Origin of the sequence: Bradyrhizobium pachyrhizi (genome assembly GCF_001189245.1) — a bacterium.
In the GTDB taxonomy this organism is placed as follows: domain Bacteria; phylum Pseudomonadota; class Alphaproteobacteria; order Rhizobiales; family Xanthobacteraceae; genus Bradyrhizobium; species Bradyrhizobium pachyrhizi.
In genome coordinates this window covers 222,527-235,939 of the sequence record NZ_LFIQ01000124.1, presented here as the reverse complement: position 1 = coordinate 235,939, position 13,413 = coordinate 222,527, and the positions used below count along the sequence as shown (strand labels likewise).

The window sequence follows — 13,413 nt, the reverse complement described above, 5'->3', positions numbered from 1 at the left end:
CATGCCGGCGATCGGCGAGACGATCGCCGGTTCGGGATTCGCGATGGGGCCGGGCGGCAAGGGATCCAACCAGGCTGTCGCGGCCGCGCGGGCCGGCGCCGGCGTGAGCTTCATCTCGCGGATCGGTAGCGACGCCTTCGGCGAGCTTGCGATCAGGACCTGGGAGGCCGAGGGAATTCGGCCGCGCGTGGCCAGGACGGCGGACGCGCCGACCGGCGCAGCCTTCATTTACGTCCATGAGACGCGCGGCGACAACGCCATCATCGTCGTGCCGGGTGCAGCAGGCGGTATCGGCCCGACCGATGTCGACGCGGTGGCGGACGCGATCCGCGACAGCCGCGTGTTCGTGACGCAGCTTGAGCAGCCGCTCGATGCAGCGCGGCGCGGGCTCGAGATCGCGCGCGCCGCCGGCAGCATCACGGTGTTCAATCCGGCGCCGGCGATCCAATTCAACGATGGCCTGTTTGCGCTGTGCGATTATGTCGTTCCGAACGAGACCGAGGCCGAAGCGCTGACCGGGATCGCGGTGGGCGATCTCGCCGGAGCCCGCCGTGCCGGCGACGCCCTGTTGGCCAAAGGCGCCGGGACGGCGCTGATCACCCTCGGCGAGCGCGGCGCGCTATTCCATGCGCGGGATCGCTCGCTGCACGTGCCGCCCTTCGCGGCCGGCAAAGTCGTCGAAACCACCGGCGCGGGCGATGCATTCGTCGGCGGCTTCGCGGCGGCGCTCGCGGACGGCGTCGATCCGCTCGAGGCTGCGCGGTTCGGTTCGGCGACGGCGGGAATCTCGGTGACCCGGCCGGGCACCGCGCCCGCGATGCCGCGGCGCGCGGAGATCGAAGCGCTGCTGAGGGGATGATGCTGCGATGATGCGGAATGATCCGATCAAGCACGTCTTCATCTGGCCGGCGGTGCTCGTCGTGCTGGCGATCTCGATATTTCCGCTGATCTATTCGCTGACCACGAGCTTCCTCAGCTACCGCCTGATTCCGCCGATCCCACCGCGCGTCGTCTGGCTCGGCAATTATGCGACGTTGTTGCAGGAGCCGCGGTTCTGGAATGCGCTCTTCACCACGACGCTGATTGCGCTCATCGCGGTCGGGTTGCAATACGCGATCGGGTTCGGCGTCGCGCTGGCGCTGAATGCGCGGGTGCCGGGCGAGCGGCTGTTCCGCGTCGCCCTGCTGCTGCCGATGCTGCTGGCGCCCGTCGCGGTCGCGCTGGTGGCGCGCATGATCTTCAATCCGACGATGGGACCGCTCAATCAGTTCCTGTCGAAGTTCGGCCTGGTCAACCTGCCGTTCCTCACCAATGGACATTGGGCACTCGCCTGCATCATCGCGGTGGAGGTCTGGCAGTGGACCCCGTTCATCATCCTGATGATGCTGGCCGGGCTGCAAACGCTTCCCGAAGATGTCTACGAGGCCGCCGAGCTCGAGAATGCCAGCGCCTGGCAGCAGTTCTGGGGTATCACCTTTCCGATGATGCTGCCGATCTCGGCCGCCGTCGTCTTCATCCGCCTGATCGAGAGCTACAAGATCATGGACACGGTGTTCGTGATGACCGGCGGGGGGCCGGGTGTGGACACCGAGACGCTGACGCTGTTCGCCTATCAGGAAGGCTTCAAGAAGTTCAATCTTGGCTACACATCGGCGCTCAGCTTCCTGTTCCTGATCGCGATCACGATCATCGGTGTCACGTATGTTGCGCTGCTGCGGCCGCATCTGGAGAAGCGCCGATGAGCGGGCAGGGCTTGACGGGACTGTCGCCATGGAGCCGCCGCCTGGTCGCAGCCGGCGTTCTCGTCTGGTGCCTGATCACGGTGTTTCCGCTCTATTGGGTGGTGGTGACCGCCTTCAAGACGCCGCCCGGCGTCGTCGGCGGACCTACCTATCTGCCGTTCATCGATTTCACGCCGACCTTGCAGCCCTTCATCGATCTCTATCAGGGCATCCGCGGCGAGTTCTTCCGGACCTTCCTGAACTCGACCATTGTTGGCCTGTCCGCGGCAGCGATCGCCACGGCGATCGGCGCGATGGCGGCCTATGCGCTGGTGCGGTTCGAATTCAAGGTCCGCTTCGGCGCGGGCCTCGTGTTCTTCCTGCTCGCGCTCGGCGGCTACCTGCTGTTCAACACGACGTTCGGGTTCACCCGCCCGCAGGCCCTGTTGCTGGCCTTTCCGATTGCGCTGATCGTGGCCGTCGCCGCCAACCGCCTGCCGCTGCCGGGACCGATCCTCGGCAATGAGGACATCCTGTTCTGGTTCGTCAGCCAGCGCATGTTCCCGCCCATCGTCACCGCCTTCGCCCTGTATCTGCTCTACAGCGAGATCGGCCGGCTGGGCTTCCAGCTGATCGACAGCTTTATCGGCCTGACGCTGTGCTACGTCGCCTTCTCGCTGCCGATCGTCGTCTGGCTGATGCGCGACTTCTTCGAGGCTGTGCCGATCGAGGTCGAGGAGGCGGCGATGGTCGACAATGTGCCGAGCTGGCGCATCTTCTTTGGAATCGTTGTGCCGATGTCGATGAACGGGCTGCTGGCGACGTTCATGATCACGCTGGCCTTCGTCTGGAACGAGTTTCTGTTCGCGCTGTTCCTGACCAATTCCAGATGGCAGACGCTGCCGATCCTGGTGGCGGGACAGAACAGCCAGCGCGGCGACGAATGGTGGGCGATCTCGGCTGCGGCGCTCGTCGCCATCGTTCCCATGATGATCATGGCGGGCCTGCTCAGCCGGATGATGCGGTCGGGCCTGCTGCTCGGGGCCATCAAATAGCAAAAAACCTTGTAGGGAGGACTAGACGATGTTGCGACGGACGTTCCTGATGCTGACCACCTCGCTCGCGATGGCCTGTGCCGCGAGTCAGGCGAATGCGGTCTGCAGCCCGGACTATACCGGCGTCACCCTGACGGTGGCGTCGCAGACCGGGCCGTATATCGCCTCCGCGCTCAAGCTCGGCGCGGACGAATGGGCCAAGAAGACCTGCGGCAAGGTCAATGTCGTCGAATTCCCGTGGTCCGAGCTCTATCCGAAGATCGCGACATCGCTGACGGCGTCGGACGCGACGTTCGACCTCGTCAGCTTCGCGCCGGCCTGGCTGCCGGACTTCGTGCCCTATCTCAGCGAGATGCCTAAGGAGATGCAGTCCGGCAAGGACTGGGACGATATCGAGCCGGCCTATCGCGAACGGCTGATGGTGTGGGAAGGCAAGATCTACTCGCAGTCGATGGATGGCGACGTCCACACCTATACCTACCGCACCGACTTGTTCAGCGATCCCAAGGAGAAGGACGCCTTCAAGGCCAAATACGGCTACGACCTCGCGCCGCCGAAGACCTGGAAGCAGTATCTCGACATTGCGGAGTTCTTCCAGCGGCCCGACAAGGGGCTGTGGGGAACGGCGGAAGCCTTCCGCCGCGGCGGTCAGCAGTTCTGGTTCTTCTTCAGCCATGCGGCGGCCTACACCAACAATCCGAACTATCCGGGCGCGATGTTCTTTGACCCCGAGACGATGGACGCGCAGATCAACAACCCGGGATGGGTGAAGGGGCTCGAGGAATACATCAGGGCATCGAAGCTCGGGCCGCCCAACGCGCTGAATTTCTCGTTCGGCGAGGTGAACGCTGCCGTGGCCGGCGGCCAGGTTGCGGAATCGATCGGCTGGGGCGACACCGGCGTCATCGCCGCCGACCCGAAGCAGTCGAAGATCTCGGGCAAGGTCGGTTCGGCGATGCTGCCCGGTTCGGACGAGATCTGGAACGCCAAGACCAAGAAGTGGGACAAGTTCCCGAGCGTGCTTCCGGGCCCGTTCATGGCATTCGGCGGCTGGCAGATCGCGGTGCCGAAGGCCGGCAAGAACCAGAAGGCGGCGTGGGATTTCGTCAAGACACTGACAAGCCCTGAAGTGTCGGGCCAGGCGGCGATCACCGGCGGCAGCGGCGTCAATCCCTATCGCAAATCGCACACTGCCAATCTGCAACTGTGGAGCAAGATCTTCTCGCCGGAAGAGGCCAAGCAATATCTCGGCGCGCAATCCGACTCCATCAATGCCAAGAACGTCGCGCTCGACATGCGTCTGCCCGGCTACTTCTCTTATACCGAGGTGGTGGAGATCGAGCTCGGCAAGGCGCTGGCCGGCCAAACCACGCCGCAGGCGGCGCTCGACGCGATGGCCAAGGAGTGGAATCGGCTGACCGACGAGTTCGGCCGGGCCAAGCAGCTTGCGGCCTATCGCGCGGCGATGGGTCTTCCGCCGAAGAACTAGCTTTCCAGCGAGACGTCCCGGATGATGCGCGAGCATCGTCCGGGACTTTACTTGCCGTCGACGAAGGGACGGAAAAGGCATCCATGGCGCATGTCGAGATCGAGAACGTCAGCAAGGCATACGGGCCCTACAAGATCATCGAGGGGCTCGACCTCAACGTGGCCGACGAGGAGTTTGTCGTGCTTGTCGGCCCGTCCGGTTGCGGCAAGACGACGACGTTGCGCATGATCGCGGGACTGGAGGCGGTGACGAGCGGAACCATCCGCATCGGCAATCGCGACGTGACGCAATTGCGTCCAGGCCTGCGCAATTGCGCGATGGTGTTCCAGAACTACGCGCTCTACCCGCATATGACGGTCGGAGAGAACATCGGCTACGGCATGAAGGTGCGGGGCGAATCGCGCGCCAGTATCGAGAAGGCCGTCAATGACGTGGCACGCGTGCTTGACCTCGAACAATATCTGCAGCGCCGGCCCAAGCAGCTCTCGGGCGGGCAGCGCCAGCGCGTGGCGATCGGCCGCGCCATCGTGCGCAGCCCGGATGTCTTTCTGTTCGACGAGCCATTGTCCAATCTCGACGCCAAGCTCCGTATCGAGATGCGGACCGAGATCAAGGCGCTGCACCGCCGTCTCGCCAAGACGATCGTCTATGTCACGCACGACCAGGTCGAAGCCATGACCATGGCCGACCGCGTCGTGGTGATGAACCGCGGCCGCATCGAACAGGCGGCCGATCCGATCACGATCTACGAGAAGCCCAGCAATCTCTTCGTCGCCGGCTTCATGGGCGCGCCCAGCATGAATTTCATCCATGGCGAGCTCGTCGCCCGCGACGGCGCGCTCACCTTCACCGAGCCGTCGGGCACGGCGTTGAGAGTGCCGAAGTCACGCGAGGCGGCCTATGCCGGCAGCGTCGGCAAGCCCGTGGTGCTCGGCGTCCGGCCCGACCATGTGTTGCGGCAAGACGCACCGGCGGGCTCTTCGATCCGGATCCTTGTGAAAGACGTGGAGCCGCTCGGGCCGCACACGCTGGTGATCGGGACCGTCGGCCCATTCGCGTTCACGGCGCAAATGCCGGTCGGCGTCGCCGCGGAGCCGGATCATGTCATCGACGTCGCGCTCGATCTCGAGCGAACGCACTTGTTCGACAAGGCGTCCGGGACGGCTATTTGCTGATTTGCCGCAGCCTGGCTCGACAACCGCTTGCCTAGCTGCAGAACCCTCGCGCGCGCCGGACCGTATCGGACGGATACAGGCCGAAAGCCGAGCGGTAGACCGCAGCGAAACGGCCCATATGCGTAAAGCCCCACTTCAGGGCAACTTCGCTGACCGGGAGCATGTTTTCCGGTCGCGACAGTTCGTCGTGGATGGCCTCCAGCCGAATTTGTCGCAAATAGGCGACCGGCGTCGTGCCGTGAACTTTGCGGAAGCCCAATTGCAGCAGCCGGCTGCTGACCCCAACCGTTGCGGCAATATCCGATATCGTCAGCGGCAGATGCGGATTGGCCCGCATATGCTCGACCGCACGGCGAATGTAGCGCGGCGGCGCATCCAGCGGGTGGCGGCTCAACCGGTCGGTCAACCGATGAGGAACGTTCTCAAGGATGAGCTGTATCGCCGCTTCCGATAGCAGCGCACTGGCTTTCGGAGAGCGTGCCAGGATCCCGTCATACAGACCGGTGGTGCTCGTGCGGACAAGCTGAAGAAGGGTCTGTCCAACGCCGGTCGACAAGTCGACGATCGGCGTCAGATTGAGATCTTCCAGCGCCGTGCTCCCGAACGTCGCAGACAGCACCTTGGTAACTGCGCCGGTATGCAAGGTGAGCGTGACGCTTGAGTATCGTCCATCGACCGCTTCGACCCGCTGCGCTTGCATCGTCGGAAGGGGCACGATGGCGATCTCGGAGGGGGTTCGCTGGATGCTCTTTCCTGCAATGAGCATTTCGGCGTTGCCGGCATTCAGCACGCCTATAGCGAGCTCTCCGGCAGAATTCTCGTATGAATAGCGCCAATCCCAACCGGCCGACAGATCGGCCCGCACGACATCAAGTTCTGCGCCTATGGCTATATCCGCATGCCAGCGAAACGATTCATCACGCTGCGGCGAGGAATGCGCATTGATCCCGTGCGGCTGAAGCATTTCAAGGAGTTCTTCAAACGAAGATCCCGATCGCGTGGGAGCTGCAGCGAGTACGTCGTCGACCATCAAATCCCAACCATCGGAAGTTTGCTGTCCGCGAAGTGACCCGGTCCGTCGGACCGGGCAATCATCGTTGAAGCCGCTGCCACACGCACAAATCGCGCCATCACACTAGCACGGCTTTCGGTGAATTCCGGTCGTGCTCTCTTTCTGTTGATCCTCTCAATATCCGATTTTCGAACGGGATATCCAGATCGCGCAATCGGGCCGTCAAAGGTACCATTTGATCTCATTGGCTCCGCCGGTATTGCGCGAAAGCTTCAAATCAATCCTGTCGCGCCGACGTTCGAGTGCACGGGAGAATGCACAACGTTCGCAATCGATCGTCCTAGCCACAATCCGAACGCCTGCATCCGGAATGCGACGTCGTCCATGGACTCGTAGCCCATTTGGCCTAAATCGTCACGACCAACTCAAACGGGTTATGAAAGCATGCTTACAAGGATTACTTGCGTACTCGCGCTTACAGTTCTTTCGTCCATGCCCGCGCTGGCCGATGGTTGCGCAGATCACGTCCAGAGCACCGGCGTTCCGATGGTAACGGGCATGACGCACAAGACCTGGATGACCTTTCCGTCGGTCAATCCCGGTGCTGCCCTCGACAAGGTGTCCCGCGCCGTTCTGGCCGAGGGTTTTGTCGGTGTGAACGTCGACAAGAAACTCGGCACGCTGACCACCCAGCAGGAGACCACCGGCTCCGGCCGGCCGCAAACGTTGCAAGTCGTCGTCCGCAAGGATGGCAAAGGCAGCCGCGTCGATGCGACCTTCATCCTGCCGCCGGGACAGTTGGCTCCAGGTATCGGCGATAACCTCTGCCGCGTCGTGAACGCAGCCGGCCAATGAACTCGCCCATCCGTGAATTCAGGCTGACGCGCGAATTGTAACCGGCCGCGCGTGTCCGGGTGTGTCCGGTCTGAGACCAGGCGAGCCCATCCATGTTTGGGAATCGGGGCGCAGGTGTCGGCCTGCGCCCACAGCAATAAAGCAGGAGATATGATGCGTAGGGCTCGCTTTCTGAAAGTCGTTTTGATGGCCGCCACCGCTGCCACGGTGTTTTCGGCCTCCGCCATTTCGGCTCCGTTGCAGCACGGTGCCGGCGTTGCGGCAGCAGTGCCGTCGTTGACGGAGAAGGTCTGGTGCCGTTACGGGCAGTGCTACGACAATGGCGGCGGCGCGGCCGTCGGCGGACTGGTCGGTGGCCTCATCGGCGGCGTTATCGCGGCCGGCGCAGCCAACGCCGCCGCGCAGCAGGAAGCTGCTGCCGCCCAGCAGCATGCAGCGTCCTGCGCCCAGCGTTATCGGTCGTACGATGCGGCGTCGAATACGTTCCAGGCAAAGGACGGCCGGCGATATCCCTGCCAATGAGACGGCAGCAGCCTTGCGGCGCCGGGACGGGGAAGTGAAACCGCCGCTCCAGACAATAGCCTTCGGCGCCGAGCTGAGCACGAATGGAGCTCCGGCCAGGGAGCCGGAGCGGGCGTTCGAGCGCCCCAGGAGCTGCAACGCGGCTTCTGCCGGCGAATTGGCCAGGACCTTTGACTGAACGGGTTCCCGCTCCGCGCCTGGATGCGCGGATCGAAGGGCTTCATCGGGAATCGCAGCGCGGGCGGCCCACGGCGGCTTCTGACGGGATCGTTTTCTATGCTATCACGCGATCCGTCGAAACTGCGCTCGTGGCAGGATCTGCCCGAACCTTACGAATCCGGATCTCGATGATGTTGTCGCTTCCCAAGACCAAAATACGCGTGCTGCTGCTGGAGGGCGTGAACGAATCCGCGGCCCGGATGTTCGAGGCGAACGGCTATACCGAGCTGCAACGTCTGCCCAAGGCGCTGGGACCCAAAGAACTCAGGCAGGCGCTGTCAGGCATCCATATGCTGGGAATTCGCTCGCGAACCCAGTTGACCGCGGACATCCTGGAGGCCGCCGACCGATTGCTCGTTGTCGGCTGCTTTTCGGTCGGCACCAATCAGGTCGATCTCGACGCCGCGCGGAAGCTGGGGATCCCCGTCTTCAACGCGCCATACTCCAACACCCGCAGCGTGGCGGAGCTGACCATCGCCGAGATCGTGATGCTGTTCCGCCGGATCTTTCCGCGTTCGGTCTCTGCACATGCCGGCGGCTGGGACAAGTCCGCCGAAGGCAGCCGCGAGGTGCGCGGCAAGACGCTCGGAATCGTCGGCTACGGCAACATCGGCTCGCAGCTGTCGAACCTCGCAGAGGCCATGGGCATGCGTGTGATCTATTTTGATCAGACCGACAAGCTCCGCCATGGCAATACGGAGCCCGCCGAATCGCTCGACGCGTTGCTCGCAGCCAGCGACGTCGTATCGCTGCATGTGCCGGAGACGCCGGCCACCGCCAACATGATTGGCGCGGCCCAGCTCCAGCTGATGAAGCCTGAGGCCCATCTGATCAATAACTCGCGCGGGACCGTGGTCGATCTCGATGCGCTGGCGAGCGCGCTGCGTGAGGGCCGGCTGGCGGGTGCTGCGGTCGACGTGTTTCCGGTCGAGCCGGTGTCGAACGAGGCGCGCTTTGTCTCGCCGCTGCAAGGTCTCCCTAACGTCATCCTCACGCCGCATGTCGGCGGTTCGACGGAAGAAGCGCAGGATCGCATCGGCGGCGAAGTCGCGCGCAAGCTGATCGACTATTCCGATGTCGGATCGACCTTCGGCGCGGTCAATTTTCCGCAGGTGCAATTGCCGGCGCGACCGACCGGCACCCGTTTCATCCATGTTCATCGCAACGTTCCCGGCGTCATGCGCCAGGTCAACGACGCGGTCTCCCGGCACGGGATCAATATCCTGGCGCAATATCTGCAGACCGATCCGGAAGTCGGCTATGTCGTGCTCGAGACCGACGTGGTCGGCGGCGAGGGCGAGGGATTGTTGGCCGATTTGAGAGCCATTGACGGCACGATCCGCGTGCGGGTGCTGTATGACGCGAACCGGCCGCAGGGGTGATCGACTTCGTCAATCCGCCGAGAAGCCGAACGGCACGCTCGAGGTCCTGAAATCGTCCGGAAGAATCTCGCGTCCGATCGGCGGCGCCGACCGCGCCGCGCATCTTGGGCGATGACAGACCCGGCATGCGACGCCGATCGGCGTCGGCTCGTCGGCATTCGGTCCCTGTCCGTCGCGCGTGTAGATCAACTGGCCCGCATGTTCGGCGGCGCAGCCGATCGCGATCGCCCGCTCGACGCGGATGGCGCCGAACGCGCCGCCGCCGGCGGTCACGGTGCGGGCGATCGAAAAGAACCGCTGTCCGTCGGGCAATTCCAGCCATTGCGTGACGATCTGGCGCGGCGTCTTGAAGATATCATGCACTGACCACAGCGGACATGCGCCGCCGTGCTTTGCAAACGGGAAGCCGGCGCCGTCAAGCAGCTTGGAAATGTTGCCGGCCGGATCGACCCGGATCAGGAAGAACGGGACCTTCTCAAGACCCGGCCGTTGCAAGGTCGTGACGCGGTGCGCGATCTGCTCGAAGCTGGTGCCGAATTGACGCGCCAGCGCTTCCAGATCGTAGCGGCGCGCCTCGACCGCTTTCGCGAATACGGAATACGGCATGATGAGTGCGGCGGCGGCGTAGGCCGCAAGCGCACGGCGGGCCAGCAGTTCGGCGCTTTTGGTCGTGAACTTGCCGGCTTCGACGGCGGCACCGATCTCGTTTTCCAGTTCCAGATAGGCAAGTTGCTTGGCCAGCTGAAAATTGAGGCCCGCGGTATCGAGCGAGTCCTCCAGCAGCAATTGTCTGCGATGAAGGTCCAGTCGCCTGATCGAACCCAGCATGACGTTCGGCGGCAGATAACGGACCTGGAGTTTATGTCGCTCCCGAAGCCGCTCGATAAATCCGGCCGGTCCGGCCGGTTCGTGGACGAGCCGCTCGGCGGCATCGTCGAGGCTGGCAAAATTGTTGCGGCGCGCGGCGAGAAATCGTCGGACCTCCGCGACGGGATCGTTGGCGTCAAAGTTCTCCTGACCCGGTGAAGCGATCGCCATGTCCGGAGCCCTGCGCTCCGCAAGCGCCAGTTGCTCTTCGCGATAGGCGGTGTAGAGGCGCAGGAACGCCTCGGTCATTCCGGGGTAGCTGACTGCGAGGTCGCTGACCTCGAGCGCGGGGATGTCGATGTCGGCAAACATCGGTTCCTTCAAAATCGATTGCATGCGGGCGGTGTGATCGGCACCGCCGTCACCGGCGAGATCGGCCAGATCGATCTTGTAGGTGCGGGCAAGCCGCAGCAGCATGTCGGCCGTCACCGGGCGCTGATTGCGTTCCAGCAGCGCCACATAGGGGGCCGAGATTTCGAGATCGGCGGCCATGTCGGCCTGGGTCAGCCCGAGGTCGCGCCGCAGCCGGCGCAGTCGTGGACCCATGAAAACGGAACGGGCGCTTGAGGTTACCATCGCCTTATCCAAGGTTTGTAAGATTCTTACAACAATACAACGCTTTCTTGTAAGTTATGACAAGTTTTCCGCGCCAGGTCTAGCTCCGGATGGCGCCGCGGGTGACAAACGGTGCAGTTATTTCGTCACCGAAGGGATCACGGACATGAACTTCCAACCGCGCGGGATCAGCGACCGGGCCATCCAGGGACCGGCTTCGTATCAGAGCGAGATCGAGGCGGCCGAAGCGCTGCTCAAGACCAAGGACACCTGGAACGGCGTCACCGCCGAAGCCGTGGCGCGGATGCGCCTGCAGAACCGCTTCAAGACCGGTCTGGATGTCGCCCGTTACACGGCTGCGCTGATGCGCGCTGACATGGCCGCCTATGACGCCGACAGCACCAAGTACACCCAGTCGCTCGGCTGCTGGCACGGCTTCATCGCTCAGCAGAAGCTGATCTCGGTCAAGAAGCACTTCGGCAATACCGACCGCCGCTATCTGTATCTGTCCGGCTGGATGATCGCGGCGCTGCGCTCCGAGTTCGGCCCGCTGCCGGATCAGTCGATGCATGAGAAGACCTCGGTGCCGGCCCTGATCGAGGAGCTCTACACCTTCCTGCGTCAGGCGGATTCGCGTGAGCTGAACGACATCTTCCGTGCGCTCGATGCGGCGCGCAAGGAAGGCGACAAGGCCAAGGAAAAGGCGCTGATCGAGAAGATCGACAACTTCCAGACCCACGTCGTGCCTGTGATCGCCGACATCGACGCCGGCTTCGGCAATGCGGAGGCGACTTATCTGCTCGCCAAGAAGATGATCGAGGCGGGCGCCTGCGCCCTGCAGATCGAGAACCAGGTCTCCGACGAGAAGCAGTGCGGCCACCAGGACGGCAAGGTCACCGTGCCGCACGAGGTGTTCATCGCGAAGATCCGCGCCTGCCGCCACGCGTTCCTCGAGCTCGGCGTCGAGGACGGCGTCATCGTGACCCGCACCGACTCGCTCGGTGCCGGCCTGACCCAGCAGATCGCGGTCAGCCACAAGCCCGGCGACCTCGGCGACCAGTACAACAGCTTCCTTGATTGCGAGGAAGTGACGGCCGCCAACGCGCGCAACGGCGACGTCATCATCAACCAGAACGGCAAGATGATGCGTCCGAAGCGTCTGCCCAGCAACCTCTACCAGTTCCGTCCCGGCACCGGTGCGGACCGCTGCGTGCTCGACTGCATCACCTCGCTGCAGAACGGCGCCGACCTCTTGTGGATCGAGACCGAGAAGCCGCATATCGAGCAGATCGCCTCGATGGTCGACCGCATCCGCAAGGTCATTCCGAACGCGAAGCTCGCCTACAACAACTCGCCGTCGTTCAACTGGACGATCAACTTCCGTTGGCAGGTCTACGACGCGATGAAGGAAGCCGGCAAGGATGTCAGCAAGTACAACCGTGCCGAGCTGATGAAGCCGGAATACGACGAGACGCCGCTGGCGATCGAGGCCGACGAGCGCATCCGTACCTTCCAGGCGGATTCGGCCAAGCGCGCCGGCATCTTCCATCACCTGATCACGCTGCCGACCTACCACACGGCCGCGCTGTCGACCGACAATCTCGCGAAGGAGTATTTCGGCGAGCAGGGCATGCTTGGCTACGTCAAGAACGTGCAGCGCGCCGAGATCCGTCAGGGCATCGCCTGCGCCAAGCATCAGAACATGGCGGGCTCCGACATCGGCGACGATCACAAGGAGTACTTCGCCGGTGAGGCTGCCCTCAAGGCGGGCGGCGCCCACAACACGATGAACCAGTTCGGCTAATCGATCGAACGGATCATTTCGACTATCGGCCGGACGGCCTGGCGCGCGAGCAGCCTGGCCTGTCCGCCGGCGGCGGGGCGATCTTCGACCACGGTGACGCGGTCGAGATCGCCCCGTAACGTTTTTGGGCTCGCTTCCCCTCAAGCCCGCCCATCTGCAGAGGTTCGCGCGTACCATGCGCGTGTGGTAATGCGTCGCTGCGATCTCGAGGGCATGCCACGCGATGAGTGTCGGGCACTACGCATCCGCCGTCACCAGCTCCGCCGTGATGGAACGGCTGAAGCCGTTCGATCCCCGTATCGTCGGAACGCTGCCGCTCGGTCTCGCCGTGCCCGGCAGCGACATCGATATCGTCTGCCATGCGTCCGACCCGAACGCATTCGCGGACGTCGTTTGGGCTCACTATCAAGCGCGCGATGATTTCGCTCTTTTCCGATGGACCTCGGGGACGCGGCCGGTGATTGCCCGCTTTGTGTGCGACGGCTGGCCGTTCGAACTGTTCGGTGATCAGCGTCCAGTGGAGCAGCAACGAGGCTGGATCCACTTCGAGGTCGAACGGCGGCTGCTTGCGCTTGACGATGGGCCGCTGCGGCGAGCCGTCAGCGAATTGAGGGCGGGCGGTCTCAAGACCGAGCCTGCGTTCGCTGCCGTGCTCGGGATATCGGGCGACCCCTATCGTGGATTGCTTGAGCTCGCGGCCGAAACGGACGCCGAGTTACGTGCCCGGCTCGCGGCGTGCGATCTCGGCTGAGCGCCA

Annotated in this window: 12 protein-coding genes; 10 read left to right on the top strand and 2 right to left on the bottom strand. The window is 63.6% G+C overall.

Translation table 11 applies throughout. The annotated features are described in order from the left end of the window. The 5 genes from AKL29_RS39575 to AKL29_RS39555 all read left to right on the top strand — a co-directional run. Nucleotides 1–859: ribokinase (locus AKL29_RS39575; RefSeq protein WP_244482678.1), on the top strand; the 859-nt coding region annotated here is incomplete at its 5' end. 7 nt (nucleotides 860–866) lie between these two features. After that, nucleotides 867–1,742, top strand: a complete 876-nt coding sequence (locus AKL29_RS39570) for a carbohydrate ABC transporter permease (RefSeq protein ID WP_050387912.1) — start codon at nucleotides 867–869, stop codon at nucleotides 1,740–1,742. Then, nucleotides 1,739–2,776: a carbohydrate ABC transporter permease gene (locus tag AKL29_RS39565; protein ID WP_050387911.1), complete on the top strand. Its 1,038-nt coding sequence runs from the start codon at nucleotides 1,739–1,741 to the stop codon at nucleotides 2,774–2,776. Before AKL29_RS39570 ends, AKL29_RS39565 begins: the two co-directional genes overlap by 4 nt. Nucleotides 2,777–2,825: 49 nt before the next feature. Continuing rightward, complete coding sequence (locus AKL29_RS39560) at nucleotides 2,826–4,265, top strand: extracellular solute-binding protein (RefSeq protein WP_347337007.1); 1,440 nt, start codon at nucleotides 2,826–2,828, stop codon at nucleotides 4,263–4,265. An 83-nt stretch (nucleotides 4,266–4,348) separates the two neighbouring features. Continuing rightward, a complete protein-coding gene (locus AKL29_RS39555; RefSeq protein WP_050387909.1) occupies nucleotides 4,349–5,440 on the top strand; it encodes an ABC transporter ATP-binding protein in 1,092 nt (363 codons plus the stop codon). Nucleotides 5,441–5,471: 31 nt separating this feature from the next. Here AKL29_RS39555 and AKL29_RS39550 read toward each other — a convergent pair whose 3' ends face one another. Further along, nucleotides 5,472–6,470 carry a helix-turn-helix transcriptional regulator gene (locus tag AKL29_RS39550; RefSeq protein WP_244482677.1) on the bottom strand — a complete coding sequence of 333 codons (999 nt, stop codon included), beginning with the start codon at nucleotides 6,468–6,470 and terminating at the stop codon, nucleotides 5,472–5,474. 474 nt (nucleotides 6,471–6,944) lie between these two features. On the opposite strand from AKL29_RS39550, the gene AKL29_RS39545 reads away from it, so the two are divergent. The 3 genes from AKL29_RS39545 to serA all read left to right on the top strand — a co-directional run bounded on the left by AKL29_RS39545 (nucleotide 6,945) and on the right by serA (nucleotide 9,430). Then, nucleotides 6,945–7,307 (top strand): hypothetical protein, encoded by a 363-nt coding sequence (locus tag AKL29_RS39545; RefSeq protein WP_050387907.1) that lies wholly within the window; start codon nucleotides 6,945–6,947, stop codon nucleotides 7,305–7,307. 153 nt (nucleotides 7,308–7,460) lie between these two features. Beyond that, on the top strand, nucleotides 7,461–7,829 hold the full coding sequence (locus AKL29_RS39540) for a BA14K family protein (RefSeq protein WP_028337034.1): 369 nt from the start codon (nucleotides 7,461–7,463) through the stop codon (nucleotides 7,827–7,829). 347 nt (nucleotides 7,830–8,176) lie between these two features. Further along, on the top strand, nucleotides 8,177–9,430 hold the full coding sequence (gene serA / locus AKL29_RS39535) for a phosphoglycerate dehydrogenase (protein ID WP_050387905.1): 1,254 nt from the start codon (nucleotides 8,177–8,179) through the stop codon (nucleotides 9,428–9,430). A 9-nt stretch (nucleotides 9,431–9,439) separates the two neighbouring features. On the opposite strand, the gene AKL29_RS39530 is transcribed toward serA, so the two are convergent. Further along, nucleotides 9,440–10,873: a helix-turn-helix domain-containing protein gene (locus tag AKL29_RS39530; RefSeq protein WP_028337032.1), complete on the bottom strand. Its 1,434-nt coding sequence runs from the start codon at nucleotides 10,871–10,873 to the stop codon at nucleotides 9,440–9,442. Between the two features lie 145 nt (nucleotides 10,874–11,018). On the opposite strand from AKL29_RS39530, the gene AKL29_RS39525 reads away from it, so the two are divergent. Continuing rightward, nucleotides 11,019–12,656: an isocitrate lyase gene (locus AKL29_RS39525; RefSeq protein WP_028337031.1), complete on the top strand. Its 1,638-nt coding sequence runs from the start codon at nucleotides 11,019–11,021 to the stop codon at nucleotides 12,654–12,656. A gap of 223 nt (nucleotides 12,657–12,879) precedes the next feature. Beyond that, the gene (locus AKL29_RS39520) at nucleotides 12,880–13,407 is read left to right on the top strand and encodes a DUF4269 domain-containing protein (RefSeq protein ID WP_050387904.1); all 528 of its coding nucleotides are present in this window, start codon (nucleotides 12,880–12,882) and stop codon (nucleotides 13,405–13,407) included. The last annotated feature ends 6 nt before the right edge of the window (nucleotides 13,408–13,413 follow it).